The organism is Ruegeria sp. B10 (genome assembly GCF_056539825.1).
In genome coordinates this window covers 95,797-109,388 of the sequence record NZ_JBQFVP010000014.1, presented here as the reverse complement: position 1 = coordinate 109,388, position 13,592 = coordinate 95,797, and the positions used below count along the sequence as shown (strand labels likewise).

Sequence of the window (13,592 nt, the reverse complement as noted above, 5' to 3'; positions counted from 1 at the left end):
AATGGGCCAAACACCCGTCTTATTGGACAAAAGAATAACTGGGGCAGTCATGGCAGAGATTTCCAATCGCAAGCGCATCTGGGGCTGGTGGTTTTTTGATTGGGCATCGCAGCCTTATCATACACTGCTGGTCACTTTTGTTTTCGGCCCCTATTTCGCCGGGGTCGCCGCAGGGTATTTCACCGATGCCGGGCTGGACCCGCAAGCCGCCGCTGCACGGGCGCAGACAGTCTGGGCCAATTGCCTGACCATCACCGGGCTGATCATCGCTTGTGGCGCGCCTCTGCTTGGGGCAATGGCAGATGTTTCGGGTCGTCGTATACCGTGGATTTTTGCGTTTTCGGTCATGTATGCGGCGGGGTCCGCTGCGCTTTGGTACACGATGCCCGACGGCTCGAACATGTGGCTGATGCTGTCCGCCTTCGGGCTGGGCTTTGTCGGGGCGGAATATGCGCTGATCTTCATCAACTCGCAGCTGCCTGAACTGGGCGATGATAATCAGGTGGGTGAGATCTCGGGCTCAGGGTTTGCCTTCGGGTATTTTGGCGGGCTGATTTCTCTGGCAATCATGCTGGCGCTGTTTGTCGAACAGCCCAGCGGTAAGACATTGATCGGGATGGAGCCTGCGCTTGGCCTTGATGCCGCCACCAGTCAGGGTACGCGTTTTGTTGGGCCGTTCACAGCCGTCTGGTTTGTTTTGTTCATGGTGCCCTATTTTCTGTGGGTACGTGACGATCCAAAAGCCAAGAAATCCGGCAGTTTCGCCGAGGCGCTACGCCTGTTGGGGCACTCAATCTCGAACCTGAGGCACCGGGTCAGTCTGGCGACTTATCTCGGGTCGTCCATGTTTTACCGCGACGCGTTGAACGGGCTGTACAGCTTTGGCGGGGTCTACGCGCGGCTGGTTCTTGAGTGGGACCTGATAAAGATCGGTGTCTTCGGGATTGTCAGCGTTCTGGCCTCGGCCATTTTTGCGTGGATCGGGGGTAAGTTGGATCGGAAATACGGCCCTAAACCGGTCATTTTGGTCGCAATCTGGGTTTTGATCTTTGTCTGTATCACCGTCGTGTCGATGGACCGGACGCAGATTTACGGCATAGCGCTGCCCGAAGGGTCCGGACTGCCCGATATGGTGTTTTTCGGCTGTGGAATCCTCATCGGCGGGATGGGAGGGGTTCTGCAATCCGCCAGCCGCTCGATGATGGTGCGCCATACCGATCCCGAAGCTCCGGTCGAGAGCTTCGGCCTTTATGGGTTGTCCGGCCGTGCGACTGCCTTTGCCGCGCCGCTCTTGATCGGGGTAGCAACAACTGTGACTGGTAGTGCAAGACTAGGGGTGTCACCGATCATTCTGTTGTTTATTCTGGGGCTATTCCTGATGCGCTGGGTAAAGCCGGAAGGGGATCAGAGCAGATGATTTTACTACGTTTTTTGGCACTATTAGCCACGATCACATGGGCAGGCACGGCGGGGGCGCAGCCTCTGGCCAAGCAGTTGTTCGGGGCGCAAAAGCAAAGCTCACAACAAAAACCTGCCGCCTTCGGCAGTTATTCGCGCGGATGCGCCGCCGGATCGGTGCAGCTGCCTGAAACCGGGCCCACATGGCAGGCCATGCGCCTGTCGCGCAATCGCAACTGGGGCCACCCCGAGGCGATAGATTACGTGCAGGACCTCAGCCGGTTTGCGGCCAAGCAGCCGGGCTGGAATGGTCTCTATGTCGGGGATATCAGCCAGCCGCGGGGCGGGCCGATGACCTCGGGCCATCGCTCGCACCAATTGGGGCTGGATATCGATATCTGGATGTTGCCCGGAGACAACATGCGGCTGTCGCGTAACGCGCGTGAGAATATCTCGTCCATTTCCCTGCGTCGCGCGAACGGAGCCTTCGTCAACGGAAACTGGACCAAACAGCACCACGCCGTTCTGCGAGCAGCCGCAAAGGACAAGCGCGTCGCGCGGATTTTTGTGTTCCCCGGTGCCAAGGTTCAGATGTGCAAGGAAGAAAAGGGCAACCGGGCTTATCTGCGCAAGATCCGGCCTTGGTGGGGTCATCACTACCACTTCCATGTGCGCCTGAAATGTCCGCGTGGGTCGAAAGGCTGTGTCAATCAGGACCCGCCACCAAAGGGTGATGGCTGTGCGCAAGCACAGGAGTGGGTCAACAATATCCTCAACCCTCCGCCACCCGATCCGAACGCGCCTGCGCCAAAGAAACGTCGCGAATATGTTTTGGCCGATCTGCCCCAGCAATGTGCTGCCGTTTTGTCGTCCAACTGATTGCCGCCGTTTTATGGGCCGGTCAGGTCGCAGCGGTTGAGGTCAAAAGCGCCACATTTCTGGGCAGCTACACATGGATCGAGGCCACCGATTGGTTCGGTGGCTTCTCGGCCATACACCTGAGCGACGACGGATCCTACGTCACCCTCCTGAGCGACCGAGCAACCCTGGTCACGGCACGGATCACGCGCGATGGAGATGCGATATCGGGTGTCGAAGTGCAAAACCGCGGGCCGCTTCTGTCCAGCATGGGGCGTAAGCTGAGCGGCCGGGCGGGGGACTCTGAAGGCATCGCCCTTGCGCCGGGCGGCGGCTTTTTCGTGTCCTTCGAAGGTGTTCATCGCGTGGCCTATTATAGCTCTCCGGAGGCAAACGCGCAGGTTCTGCCGCGCCCTCACGCCTTCAGCAAGCTGGATCACAACGGCTCGTTCGAAGGGCTGGCGATTGACGGGCAAGGGCACCTCTATACCCTGCCGGAGAAAACCCGCACGGCGAGCGGCGATATTCCGGGTTTTCGCTGGGACGGGACCAGCTGGTCCACCCCTTTTACCCTGCCACAACGGGATCGCTTCCTGCCCGTTGCGGCTGATTTCGGCCCAGATGGGCGCTTCTACGTGCTAGAGCGCTCGGTCGCATTCATCGGATTTCGGACCCGCCTGCGTCGATGGGACGTCTCAAATGACACACCGCGCGCTGAGGAGGTTCTGCTGGAAACCGAAACCGGGACACATGACAACCTCGAAGGTCTGTCGGTCTGGCGGGATGATCAGAACCGCCTGCGCGCAACCATGATCTCGGACGACAACTTTCTGGCGCTTCAACGGACCGAGTTGGTGGAATACCTGCTGCCCGATTGACAGAACCAGACCAAGGGTCTAAACGCACGGCTTGCCTTGGGATGAGCCCTTGGCCAAGTCGCCGCTACCTTGTCAAAACGGGCATCTGAAAATGCAACGCTCTTATATTCCCGGCATTCTTGCCATGGCCGCCATTGTTGTGGCCTCGAACATTCTGGTTCAGTTCCTGATCCTTGACGGATTGTTGACCTGGGGTGCTTTCACCTATCCGCTGGCCTTTCTGGTCACAGACATCATGAACCGCGTCTATGGCGTAGGTCCGGCTCGCAAGGTCGTATTCGCCGGGTTTGTCACTGGTATCATCTGCTCGCTGATCGGTAGCCAGATCACGCTGCAGGGCGATGGTTTCACCTATGCCGCCGTACCGCTGCGGATCGCTGTCGCCTCTGGCACCGCCTTCCTGATCGCGCAGCTGACCGATGTTACTGTGTTCAACGCCATGCGCGGTGGCCGTTGGTGGCGCGCGCCGTTGGTTTCGACTCTGGTCGGATCGGCACTGGACACCGCGATCTTCTTTACGCTGGCCTTCTCGGCCTCGGTCACCTTCTTCGGCGCAAACGCTGACGCTGCGATCAACTGGGCATGGGAGCCTGTGCCGTTCATGCTGTCCGGTCCGATGGCTCCGCTGTGGGTCACGCTGGCCTTTGCGGACTGGCTGGTAAAGCTGTCACTGGCCCTGATTGCCCTGATCCCGTTCAGGGTGATCGTTGCGCGTTTGACCGCTGCACAGCCTGCGTAAAAAAGTGCTTTGAGAATGGCGCATCTTGTGTCAGGCTCAAAACTAACCGCAACAGATAGAAAAGGAGGTGATCCAGTGTCAAGAAAGAGATTGGAGAGAGGTGTCGGAACAACCGGGGGGAAAGCCTGCTAGGGCAGCCCTTGGCGGAGCGCTCGCTCCGGCTGGTCGATTGATCTAACCGACCCGACCTCTTTGTACTTTCGAAGGGCCGTCCCACAGGGGCGGCCCTTTCTGTTTCCACCCACGCCTTGTAAGATCTGACCCATGTTGCGCATCACTGACGATATTACCCTGCAGGATTGGGAAATGACCGAGAGCTTCGTCCGCTCCTCCGGTCCCGGTGGGCAGAACGTCAACAAGGTGTCGACTGCCGTTGAGCTACGGTTCGAGGCCGCGCGCTCTCCATCCCTGCCGGAGCCGGTGAAGAACCGCCTGAAACGTCTGGCCGGGCGGCGTTGGACTAAAGATGGCGCGATCATCATTCAATGCGAAGAAACTCGGTCGCAGGCCCGCAACCGCGAACTTGCCCGCGCCCGACTGGCCGAATTGATTGCCCGAGCGCTGGTCAAACCCAAACGGCGGGTAGCGACGAAGCCGACCTATGGGTCGGTCAAACGGCGGCTGGCGGCGAAAAAAGCCCGTGGCGACGTCAAGGCACTGCGCGGCAAAGTCTCTGAAGATTGATCTGGCATCTTGCCGACCCGTTGATACTCTGACGCCTAAAAGCGGCAGGAGGGGAACACCATGAGGCTTAACGGCAAAACGGCAATCGTCACCGGAGGGGCGTCCGGTTTTGGGGCTGGGATCGTACAGACGTTTCTGGCCGAGGGCGCGCGCGTGATGATCGCTGACATCAACGGCGACGCGGCGCAGGATCTGGCGGCGCAACTGGGCTCCGCCGCCGTGGCGCAACAGGTGGATGTCAGCGACGGCGCGTCGGTTCAGGCCATGGCCGGCACGGTCGAGGCCACCTTTGGTCAGCTCGACATTCTGGTCAACAACGCGGGCGTCACCCATCTGCCCACCCCGCTGGAAGACGTGAGCGAAGAGGATTTTGATCGCGTATTCAACGTGAACATGAAGTCCGTATACCTGACTGCCCGCGCCTTTGTCCCGGCGATGAAGGCGCGCGGGACCGGGGCGATCCTCAACGTTGCCTCAACGGCAGGGCTGTCGCCGCGCCCCAATCTGAACTGGTACAACGCCTCCAAGGGCTGGATGATCACCGCGACGAAAACAATGGCGGTCGAACTGGCCCCCTCTAGTGTGCGGGTCAATGCCATCTGCCCGGTCGCGGGGGAAACGCCGCTGCTGAAATCCTTCATGGGCGAAGATACGCCCGAGATTCGCGCCAAGTTCCTCTCGACCATCCCGCTTGGTCGCTTTTCAACCCCACAGGACATGGCCAACGCGGCCCTGTTTCTCTGCTCGGACGAGGCCAGCATGATCACCGGCACAGCGCTAGAGGTCGACGGTGGCCGCTGTATCTGATCCGCTCTTCATCTGGCCAAAAATACCTCCGCCGGAGGCAGCGCGCGCTAGCGCGCTTTCGGCCCAACACAAAAGGCGAAAATGACCCCCGGAGCCCGAAACCTTATCACCGATGTCCCCGGCCTGAAGGTCGGCAATGCGCAGGACACTGCGCTGAAGTCTGGCACAACGGTCCTGACCGCCGACACGCCATTCACCGCCTCGGTCCACGTGATGGGCGGGGCCCCCGGCACGCGCGAAACCGACCTGCTGGCCCCCGACAAATCCGTCACCCATGTCGACGCCATCACTTTGTCCGGTGGATCGGCCTTTGGTCTGGATGCCTGCTCGGGCGTCTCGGACGCGCTACGGGCACAAGACCGGGGATTTCCTGTCGGCGATATCAAGGTCCCAATCGTTCCCGGCGCAATCCTGTTCGACCTGTTGAACGGCGGTGACAAGTCATGGGACGAAAACCCTTACCGCGCTTTGGGACGCAAGGCCTTGGAAACCGCTGGCGAGGATTTCGCTCTGGGTACAACTGGGGCAGGGACCGGAGCGTTGGCGGCGATGCACAAGGGCGGGCTGGGTTCGGCCTCATTTGTTTTGGACAGCGGAGTGACCGTTGGCGCTTTGGTGGCAGCGAACCCGCTGGGTAGTGTGACAACGCGGGGTGATCGCCACTTCTGGGCCGCCCCGTTCGAGATTGGCGACGAATTCGGCGGTTTAGGGCCTGATCCCAGCGCCGGACTGGGCCAACCGCAAATCAGCCGTAAGTCGCAGGCCATGCGTGCCGACCCGCAGAAGGCCAACACGACGATAGCAATCGTTGCCACCGACGCGGCCCTCTCCAAACCCCAATGTCAGAGACTTGCGGTCGCCGCCCATGATGGGATCGCGCGCGCAATCGTTCCCGCGCATACGCCGGGCGATGGCGATCTGGTGTTTGGTGTCAGCACCGGGGCAAAGCCCATGACCTCAGAGATCGAGCTTGGGCAGATCGGCCACGCGGCCTCGCTCTGTCTGGCGCGGGCGATCGCGCGGGCCGTTTATCTTGCGACACCCGTCTACGACGATTTGCTACCTTGCTGGTCGACGCTGAACGCAACAGATTAGAAACGCCCGTACAGGCGCATAGAGGCGCGCATGCGCGGCAATCTGCGCGTTGACTCTGGGCCGTTCAAAAGCACCATCTCGCAAGCCACCAAGTATCGGAGCCAAAATATGAATCGCATCCTAGCTACAGCAATCATCGGCCTGCTGGCCCTGCCAGCCTATGCAGAAGGCGACGCCGAAGCTGGCAAGAAAGCCTTTAACAAGTGCAAATCCTGCCACATGATCGCGGATCCCGAGGGTGAAGTGATCGTCAAGGGCGGCAAGACCGGGCCGAACCTCTATGGCATCGCAGGTCGGACTGCGGGCACCTATGAAGGGTTCAAATACGGCGACAGCATCGTTGCTGCTGGCGAAAACGGGCTGGTCTGGGACGAAGAGACCTTCGTCGCCTATTCGCAGGACCCTAAAGCGTTCCTGAAGGATTACCTGGGCGAGACCTCGGCCAAATCCAAGATGTCATTCCGTCTGAAAAAAGGCGGCGAGGATGTCTATGCCTACATCGTGAGCGTCTCTGGCGAGTAAAATCGGCCGAAAATCCCTTTGGACATGACGAAAGGCCGCACACCTGCGGCCTTTCGTGCGATTGATTACCTGACTGATCATTGCCACCTTCGTTCCATGCGGTGCCCCTGCTCAGCCTTATGACACCGAACCGCCACGCCGATCTGGCCATTGCAAAACCCCAAATTCCCGCCGTTCCGGTGGATCGGCATCAGGAGATGACAGATGGGATTGATGATTCCGGCCTGGGTTGATGGCCAATTGGCCCCCGTCGACAAGCTGGAGGCACATGAAAAGGGCCTTAAGCACAAGGCCGTGTCTGTCTTTGTCGTGCGGGGCACAGAGATTCTGCTGCAGCGCCGCGCCATGGGCAAATATCACACGCCGGGTCTTTGGGCGAATACCTGTTGCACGCATCCCGACTGGAACGAAAGCGCCTCGGCCTGTGCCGTGCGTCGCCTGCGTGAGGAATTGGGGATCACCGGCCTCTACCCGGAATACCGCCACCGGCTGGAATATCACGCTGATGTCGGCAACAGCATGGTGGAACATGAGGTCGTTGATGTTTTCCTCGCCCATGTACGCGGACCTTTGAAAATCGAGCCTAATCCAGACGAAGTGATGGATATCCGCTGGATCGACTATCATGATCTGCTGGCCGAAGTGCGCCGCCATCCCACCCGTTTCACGCCGTGGCTCAAGATCTACCTCGCCAACCATGCCGACACGATTTTTGGCCCAGATCTGATCATCTCGGCCAAGAGGTAGGCGCTGCGCCTTGCAAGGACCGCCCAAGCCGCCTACATCATCGCGTCATGGCCAAGCAGAAGACAGACCCGAATTACAAAGTCATCGCCGAGAATCGGCGCGCCCGCTTCGATTACGCAATCGAAGAGGATATCGAGTGCGGCATCATGCTGGAGGGCTCTGAGGTCAAATCTCTGCGGGCAGGTGGGTCGAACATTGCCGAAAGCTATGCCTCGGTCGACGACGGAGAGCTATGGCTGATCAACAGCTACATTGCCCCTTATGAGCAAGCCAAGGTTTTCAAGCATGAAGAGCGCCGCCGCCGCAAGCTGCTGGTGTCGCGCAAAGAGCTGTCGAACCTTTGGAATGCAACCCAGCGCAAGGGCATGACGCTGGTGCCGCTGGTGCTGTATTTCAACCACAAGGGCCGGGCGAAGCTGAAGATCGGGATCGCCAAGGGTAAAAAGCTGCATGACAAGCGCGAAACTCAGGCCAAGCGGGATTGGTCGCGGCAGAAACAACGCTTGATGAAAGATCACAGCTAACTCGAAACGCTGTTGAGGGCTGTGCCGGGCTGAAGCCCGGCTTACCCGGTGATTGCAGATCGCGTGATCAGAACGCCATGGCCGCCTGAACGGCGCGTTGCCAACGAGCATAGGCGGCGTCGCGGTCCTCTTGCGGCATGTCAGGCTCGAATCGCTGATCCAGTTGCCATGTCTCGGCGAAACCGCCCTGATCAGGATAGATCCCGGCCTTCATGCCCGCCAACCAAGCCGCCCCCAAGGCGGTTGTTTCCTGCATCACGGGCCGATCGACCGGTGCGCCCAGAATGTTCGAGAGGCCCTGCATGGCCCAGTCAGATGCGCTCATCCCGCCATCGACGCGCAGAATCACCTCTGCCTCGGCCCCCCAGTCACCCTGCATGGCATGCCACAGGTCTCGGGTCTGGAAAGCGATGCTTTCCAATGTGGCACGGGTGATTTCGGCCCGGCCCGAGTTGCGGGTCAGCCCGAACATTGCGCCGCGGCAGTCCGGTTTCCAGTAAGGCGCGCCCAGCCCGGTGAAGGCGGGCACCAGCACCACATGCTGGTTCGGATCGGCCTGCGCGGCCAGGTCGCCGCTCTGCGGGGCCGAGTCGATGATTTGCAGCGCGTCGCGCAGCCACTGAACGGCGGCCCCGGCGATAAAGATCGAGCCTTCCAACGCATAAGTCCGCTGCCCATCCAGCTGATACCCGATCGTGGTGAGCAGACGATTCTTCGAGGCAACCGGCTGCGTGCCGGTGTTCAACAGAGCGAAACAGCCAGTGCCATAGGTCGATTTCATCATGCCGGGCTGGAAACAAGCCTGTCCGATAGTGGCGGCCTGCTGGTCCCCGGCCACGCCCAGAATAGGGATATTGCCGCCAAGCAGCGTTGTCGCACCGAAATCAGCAGCGCAATCCAGCACCTCTGGCAGCATCGCCATCGGGACGTCCAGCAGATCGCAGATCTCAGCGCTCCATGCGCCTTTGTGGATGTCGAACAACAGGGTCCGGGCGGCGTTGGTGGCATCGGTGACGTGGTTGCGCCCTTCGGTCAACCGCCAGATCAGGAAACTGTCGATGGTGCCGAATAGCAGCTCTCCGGCTTCGGCCCTTTCGCGGGCGCCGGGAACGGTATCCAACAGCCATTTCACCTTGGTACCCGAGAAATAGGGGTCCAAAAGCAGCCCGGTTTGCAGGGTCACGTCATCCTCGCATCCGGCCTGTTTGTAGCGGGCGCAGATATCGGCGGTGCGGCGGTCTTGCCAGACAATGGCATTGTAGATCGCTTTGCCGGTGGTCTTGTCCCAGACCACGGTGGTTTCACGCTGGTTGGTGATGCCAATCCCGGCGATCTGTGCAGGCATTGTGCCCGTGGTTTCCATCACCTCCTGACAAACGCTCAGAACGCTGTTCCAGATATCCTCGACATCATGTTCAACCCAGCCTTCCTGTGGGAAATGCTGGGGAAATTCCTGCTGGGCCGTGCCCACGCGCTGCATCTGAGCGTCAAACAAAATGGCGCGCGATGATGTCGTGCCCTGATCAATAGCCAGAATATATGTCATGCCCGCGTTCCTCCCCCGGTGGTGTTTTGCGGGACTTTAGCGCAAACACTTGCGCAGGGGCCAGAGCAGAAATCAGGCTGCAGCGACCGGGATATTGTCGATCAGCCGAACGCCATCCGCCCAGGCGGTGACGAACAGGCGGGCCGGGCGGTCGGCGCGGTAAAGGGCCTGCAGCGTCTCAGAGCAGCGCAGGTCGATATATTCGACCTCGGTAAAGCCCGCCGCAATCAGAGAATCCCGTGCAGTCTGCGCAAGCGGCGCGAAATCCGCGCCCTGTGACAGCGCCTCTGCCATATCGCGCATGATCTGGTTCTTCTGCGCCGCGATCTGCAGCCCTTCGGCCGAGAGGCGCAGATTACGCGAGGACATCGCCAAGCCCGACGACTCACGCACGGTGGGGCAACCGATGACTTCGATCGGGATATCCAGATCACGGGACATGCGCCGCACGACCAACAGCTGTTGATAGTCTTTTTCCCCGAAATAGGCTCGATCCGCCTGCGTTTGCAGGAACAGTTTGGCAACGACAGTGGCGACGCCTTCGAAGTGACCGGGGCGGAAGGGTCCCTCCATCACATCGGTCAGGCCCGCAACTGCTACGGTTGTCGAGAACCCCTCGGGGTAGATCTGATCCGGGTCCGGCACATAGATGGCGTCAACACCAAAGGGGGCGAGCTTTTCGGCATCCTCATGCTCGGTGCGCGGGTAGTTGGCCAGGTCCTCGGGGTTGTTGAACTGTTTGGGGTTCACAAAGATCGTGACAATCACGCGGTCGCATCCGGCTTTGGCCGCCTCGACCAGTGACAAATGGCCCTGATGCAGCGCGCCCATTGTGGGGACGACGCCGACTATCTCTCCGTCACGGAGCCATTGCGTGGTCAAGGCCCGCAGGTCCGCCAATCGGCGCAGAATGGGCGCGGTCATGTGCCGGTGCCCTTGGGGGCCTGATCCGCAAACACATGCTCATCCGCCGGGAAGGTGCGGGCGCGTACTTCGGCTGCGTATTCAGCAATGGCGGCTTCGGCCAAGGGGCCAAGTTCCGTATAGCGTTTGACGAATTTCGGTTTGAACGCGGTAAAAAAGCCAACCATGTCGTCGACCACAAGGATCTGCCCATCACAGCTTGCCGAGGCTCCGATGCCGATGGTCGGAATTGCCACTTCGGCCGTGATCCGGTCGGCCAGACCTTGCGGAACCTTCTCTAACACGACGGAAAACGCACCTGCTTGTGCCACGGCGGCGGCATCATCCAGCACCGCGTCGGCCTGTTCGTCGCGGCCTTGCACCTTGTAGCCACCCAGCGTGTTGATGGATTGCGGCGTCAGGCCGATATGGGCCATGACCGGGATGCCGCGCTTGACCAGAAAGCGGATGGTTTCGGCCATCTCGACCCCGCCTTCCAGTTTCACCGCGCCTGCACCGGTTTCCGCCATCAGGCGGGCGGCGTTGCGGAAGGCTTGCGCGGGGCTTTCCTCGTAGCTGCCGAAGGGCATGTCGATCACCATCATCGCGCCTTCCAGCCCGCGCGCGACGGCCTGACCGTGCAGGATCATCATCTCCATCGTTACGCCAAGGGTCGATTCCAACCCGTGCAGCACCATTCCGACGCTGTCGCCAACAAGGACAAAGTCGCAATGGGCGTCCATCAGTCGGGCCATCGGTGTGGTGTAGGCCGTCAGACTGACCAAAGGATCGCCGCCTTTACGCGCGCGGATATCCTCGGCGTTCGGGGCTTTTTTGCGGGCTGTGGCGCTCATGCTCGGCTCCGGCACGGTTCATGTTGCAGCGCGGCATAACAGATCGGACCGGGCCCGCGAAACCCCGGTTGCGCGAACATTTCCTTGAATGACCCTAGGTTTAAGGGAACACTGGCCTCCGATAGGCCCGAAATACGCGGCTACGTTGACATCAACGGGGAGAGATTTTCATGACAAAGCAGATGTTTCGAACCTTCGGATCGGTCTTGGCGCTCAGCGCCAGTGTGCTGGCGACGCAGGCATTGGCGAAATCCGACATCACCATTGCCATGCAGCTGGAGCCGCCGCATCTGGACCCGACCAGTGCCGCAGCGCAGGCCATTGATTCGGTTGTTTACACCAATATTTTCGAAGGTCTGACCCGGTTCATGGGCGACGGCTCGGTCGTGCCGGGGCTGGCGGAAAGCTGGGAAATCTCAGATGACGGCACGGTCTATACCTTCAAGCTGCGCGATGGCGTGACCTTCCATGATGGCACCACGATGGATGCCGAGGACGTCAAGTTCAGCCTGGATCGCGCCATGGCCGAGGACAGTGCGAATGCGCAGAAGGCGCTGTTTTCTGGCATCGAAAGTGTCGAGGCGGTGGAGCCCCTGACCGTCAAAGTGACCCTGTCCGAGCCGAACGGGAATTTCCTGTTCAACATGGCCTGGGGCGACGCCGTGATTGTGGCCTCAGACAGCATCGACGACATCAAGACCAACCCGGTCGGAACCGGGGCGTTCACCTTTGGCGAATGGGTGCAGGGCGACAGCATCACGCTGAACCGCAATCCCGATTATTGGGGCGATCAGCCCGCGTTAGAGACCGCTACGTTCAAGTTCATCTCGGATCCGACCGCCGCTTTTGCAGCCATGATGGCCGAGGATGTGGATGTGTTCGACAATTTCCCCGCGCCCGAGAACCTGCCTCAGTTCGAGGCCGATCCACGCTTTCAGGTGCTTGTCGGCTCCACCGAGGGGGAGACGATCCTGTCTACGAACAACAAGCAGGAGCCCTTTGACGATATCCTCGTTCGGCAGGCGCTGGCCCACGCGATCGACCGTCAGGCGATCATTGACGGAGCCATGTTCGGCTATGGCACCCCCATCGGCACCCATTTCGCACCGCATCACCCGGCCTATGTCGATCTGACCGGGCAATCCGCCTATGACCCGGAAAAAGCCAAGTCCCTTCTGGCCGAAGCCGGATTGGCAGACGGGTTCGAAACCACGCTGCATCTGCCGCCCCCGTCCTATGCGCGCCGAGGTGGAGAGATCATTGCCGCTCAATTGGCCGAGGTCGGAATCACGGCCGAGATCATCAATGTCGAATGGGCGCAGTGGTTGGAGTCGGTCTTCAAGGGCAAGGATTTCGGCCTGACCATCGTCAGCCATACCGAGCCGATGGATATCGGCATCTACGCCCGGCCCGAATACTATTTCCAGTATGAAAGCTCGGATTTTCAGGCGCTGATGGAGTTGCTGAACACCACAACCGACCCGGATGAGCGCACCCGCCTGATGGGTGAGGCACAGCGGCTGATTTCCAGCGACTACGTCAACGGATACTTGTTCCAATTGGCCAAGCTCGGCGTGGCCAAGGCAGGCGTGCAGGGGCTGTGGCAGAATGCGCCAACAGCCGCTATTGATCTGACCGCGATCAGCTGGGCTGAGTAACTGTCGGGGCTAACCCGCCCCGTCAATCAGCCAATTGCTATGAACCCAGCCCTTGCGACGGGGCTGGCCATAGTAGACGCCGATCCACTCCCCTTGTTGTGCACAGGTGCGGACTGTGTCGCCGTTGCGCAGTTGGTCGACCTGGAAATAGTTTGACCCCGGTCCCGTGCGCACAGCCAGAAAGCCATCACCGTTTGGATCCAGACCCGAGACGATACTGGCCGCGCATCCTGCGGCTTGCCCGTCTTCGGTGATCACGAAATCCACATCCAGTTGCTGAGCGGGCGCCGCGCCCGCTGCGGCTAAAAACAAAGCCGCAAGTACAGGTATTCTCATCATCAATGTCCTTTCAAACAATGGTCTCAGGATAGGACCCGCA

Annotated in this window: 16 protein-coding genes; 12 read left to right on the top strand and 4 right to left on the bottom strand. The window is 60.1% G+C overall.

What is annotated here, in order from left to right:
- Positions 1-49: 49 nt before the first annotated feature.
- From ACR0J4_RS18805 to smpB, 11 genes are all read left to right on the top strand, one after another.
- A complete protein-coding gene (locus ACR0J4_RS18805) occupies positions 50-1,417 on the top strand; it encodes an MFS transporter (protein WP_170643710.1) in 1,368 nt (455 codons plus the stop codon).
- The gene (gene mepA / locus ACR0J4_RS18800; RefSeq protein WP_170379497.1) at positions 1,414-2,277 is read left to right on the top strand and encodes a penicillin-insensitive murein endopeptidase; all 864 of its coding nucleotides are present in this window, start codon (positions 1,414-1,416) and stop codon (positions 2,275-2,277) included. Before ACR0J4_RS18805 ends, mepA begins: the two co-directional genes overlap by 4 nt.
- The gene (locus tag ACR0J4_RS18795; protein ID WP_170643709.1) at positions 2,250-3,134 is read left to right on the top strand and encodes an esterase-like activity of phytase family protein; all 885 of its coding nucleotides are present in this window, start codon (positions 2,250-2,252) and stop codon (positions 3,132-3,134) included. Before mepA ends, ACR0J4_RS18795 begins: the two co-directional genes overlap by 28 nt.
- A gap of 91 nt (positions 3,135-3,225) precedes the next feature.
- Entirely contained in the window at positions 3,226-3,873 is a 648-nt protein-coding gene (locus tag ACR0J4_RS18790) for a queuosine precursor transporter (RefSeq protein ID WP_170643708.1), read from the top strand.
- Between the two features lie 264 nt (positions 3,874-4,137).
- Positions 4,138-4,557, top strand: coding sequence for an alternative ribosome rescue aminoacyl-tRNA hydrolase ArfB (arfB, locus tag ACR0J4_RS18785; RefSeq protein ID WP_170643707.1), 420 nt, complete (start codon positions 4,138-4,140; stop codon positions 4,555-4,557).
- A gap of 60 nt (positions 4,558-4,617) precedes the next feature.
- Complete coding sequence (locus tag ACR0J4_RS18780; RefSeq protein WP_170643706.1) at positions 4,618-5,364, top strand: SDR family oxidoreductase; 747 nt, start codon at positions 4,618-4,620, stop codon at positions 5,362-5,364.
- Positions 5,365-5,445: 81 nt separating this feature from the next.
- Positions 5,446-6,459, top strand: coding sequence for a P1 family peptidase (locus ACR0J4_RS18775; protein WP_170643705.1), 1,014 nt, complete (start codon positions 5,446-5,448; stop codon positions 6,457-6,459).
- A gap of 108 nt (positions 6,460-6,567) precedes the next feature.
- Positions 6,568-6,981 carry a c-type cytochrome gene (locus tag ACR0J4_RS18770; RefSeq protein ID WP_170472935.1) on the top strand — a complete coding sequence of 138 codons (414 nt, stop codon included), beginning with the start codon at positions 6,568-6,570 and terminating at the stop codon, positions 6,979-6,981.
- Between the two features lie 80 nt (positions 6,982-7,061).
- On the top strand, positions 7,062-7,214 hold the full coding sequence (locus ACR0J4_RS18765) for a hypothetical protein (RefSeq protein ID WP_480668775.1): 153 nt from the start codon (positions 7,062-7,064) through the stop codon (positions 7,212-7,214).
- On the top strand, positions 7,186-7,728 hold the full coding sequence (idi, locus tag ACR0J4_RS18760; RefSeq protein ID WP_170643704.1) for an isopentenyl-diphosphate Delta-isomerase: 543 nt from the start codon (positions 7,186-7,188) through the stop codon (positions 7,726-7,728). Before ACR0J4_RS18765 ends, idi begins: the two co-directional genes overlap by 29 nt.
- Before the next feature lie 47 nt (positions 7,729-7,775).
- Positions 7,776-8,252 carry an SsrA-binding protein SmpB gene (gene smpB, locus ACR0J4_RS18755; RefSeq protein ID WP_170379480.1) on the top strand — a complete coding sequence of 159 codons (477 nt, stop codon included), beginning with the start codon at positions 7,776-7,778 and terminating at the stop codon, positions 8,250-8,252.
- A gap of 67 nt (positions 8,253-8,319) precedes the next feature.
- Here the strand turns inward: smpB and glpK are convergent, their stop codons facing one another.
- The 3 genes from glpK to panB all read right to left on the bottom strand — a co-directional run bounded on the left by glpK (position 8,320) and on the right by panB (position 11,555).
- Complete coding sequence (glpK, locus tag ACR0J4_RS18750; protein WP_170643703.1) at positions 8,320-9,798, bottom strand: glycerol kinase GlpK; 1,479 nt, start codon at positions 9,796-9,798, stop codon at positions 8,320-8,322.
- 72 nt (positions 9,799-9,870) lie between these two features.
- The gene (panC, locus tag ACR0J4_RS18745; RefSeq protein ID WP_170643702.1) at positions 9,871-10,722 is read right to left on the bottom strand and encodes a pantoate--beta-alanine ligase; all 852 of its coding nucleotides are present in this window, start codon (positions 10,720-10,722) and stop codon (positions 9,871-9,873) included.
- Positions 10,719-11,555, bottom strand: coding sequence for a 3-methyl-2-oxobutanoate hydroxymethyltransferase (gene panB, locus ACR0J4_RS18740; RefSeq protein WP_170555354.1), 837 nt, complete (start codon positions 11,553-11,555; stop codon positions 10,719-10,721). Before panB ends, panC begins: the two co-directional genes overlap by 4 nt.
- Positions 11,556-11,725: 170 nt before the next feature.
- Between panB and ACR0J4_RS18735 the strand changes: the two genes are divergently transcribed.
- Positions 11,726-13,213 carry an ABC transporter substrate-binding protein gene (locus ACR0J4_RS18735; protein ID WP_170643701.1) on the top strand — a complete coding sequence of 496 codons (1,488 nt, stop codon included), beginning with the start codon at positions 11,726-11,728 and terminating at the stop codon, positions 13,211-13,213.
- Positions 13,214-13,222: 9 nt separating this feature from the next.
- Here ACR0J4_RS18735 and ACR0J4_RS18730 read toward each other — a convergent pair whose 3' ends face one another.
- Complete coding sequence (locus ACR0J4_RS18730) at positions 13,223-13,549, bottom strand: SH3 domain-containing protein (RefSeq protein WP_170379470.1); 327 nt, start codon at positions 13,547-13,549, stop codon at positions 13,223-13,225.
- Positions 13,550-13,592: the final 43 nt, after the last annotated feature.

Excerpts from the sequence above, each read along its gene's own strand:
- ACR0J4_RS18805 (WP_170643710.1), top strand. The coding sequence starts at position 50 with ATGGCAGAGATTTCCAATCGCAAGCGCATCTGGGGCTGGTGGTTTTTT.
- mepA (WP_170379497.1), top strand. The coding sequence starts at position 1,414 with ATGATTTTACTACGTTTTTTGGCACTATTAGCCACGATCACATGGGCA.
- ACR0J4_RS18795 (WP_170643709.1), top strand. The coding sequence starts at position 2,250 with ATGTGCTGCCGTTTTGTCGTCCAACTGATTGCCGCCGTTTTATGGGCC.
- ACR0J4_RS18790 (WP_170643708.1), top strand. The coding sequence starts at position 3,226 with ATGCAACGCTCTTATATTCCCGGCATTCTTGCCATGGCCGCCATTGTT.
- arfB (WP_170643707.1), top strand. The coding sequence starts at position 4,138 with ATGTTGCGCATCACTGACGATATTACCCTGCAGGATTGGGAAATGACC.
- ACR0J4_RS18780 (WP_170643706.1), top strand. The coding sequence starts at position 4,618 with ATGAGGCTTAACGGCAAAACGGCAATCGTCACCGGAGGGGCGTCCGGT.
- ACR0J4_RS18775 (WP_170643705.1), top strand. The coding sequence starts at position 5,446 with ATGACCCCCGGAGCCCGAAACCTTATCACCGATGTCCCCGGCCTGAAG.
- ACR0J4_RS18770 (WP_170472935.1), top strand. The coding sequence starts at position 6,568 with ATGAATCGCATCCTAGCTACAGCAATCATCGGCCTGCTGGCCCTGCCA.
- idi (WP_170643704.1), top strand. The coding sequence starts at position 7,186 with ATGGGATTGATGATTCCGGCCTGGGTTGATGGCCAATTGGCCCCCGTC.
- smpB (WP_170379480.1), top strand. The coding sequence starts at position 7,776 with ATGGCCAAGCAGAAGACAGACCCGAATTACAAAGTCATCGCCGAGAAT.
- glpK (WP_170643703.1), bottom strand. The coding sequence starts at position 9,798 with ATGACATATATTCTGGCTATTGATCAGGGCACGACATCATCGCGCGCC.
- panC (WP_170643702.1), bottom strand. The coding sequence starts at position 10,722 with ATGACCGCGCCCATTCTGCGCCGATTGGCGGACCTGCGGGCCTTGACC.
- panB (WP_170555354.1), bottom strand. The coding sequence starts at position 11,555 with ATGAGCGCCACAGCCCGCAAAAAAGCCCCGAACGCCGAGGATATCCGC.
- ACR0J4_RS18735 (WP_170643701.1), top strand. The coding sequence starts at position 11,726 with ATGACAAAGCAGATGTTTCGAACCTTCGGATCGGTCTTGGCGCTCAGC.
- ACR0J4_RS18730 (WP_170379470.1), bottom strand. The coding sequence starts at position 13,549 with ATGAGAATACCTGTACTTGCGGCTTTGTTTTTAGCCGCAGCGGGCGCG.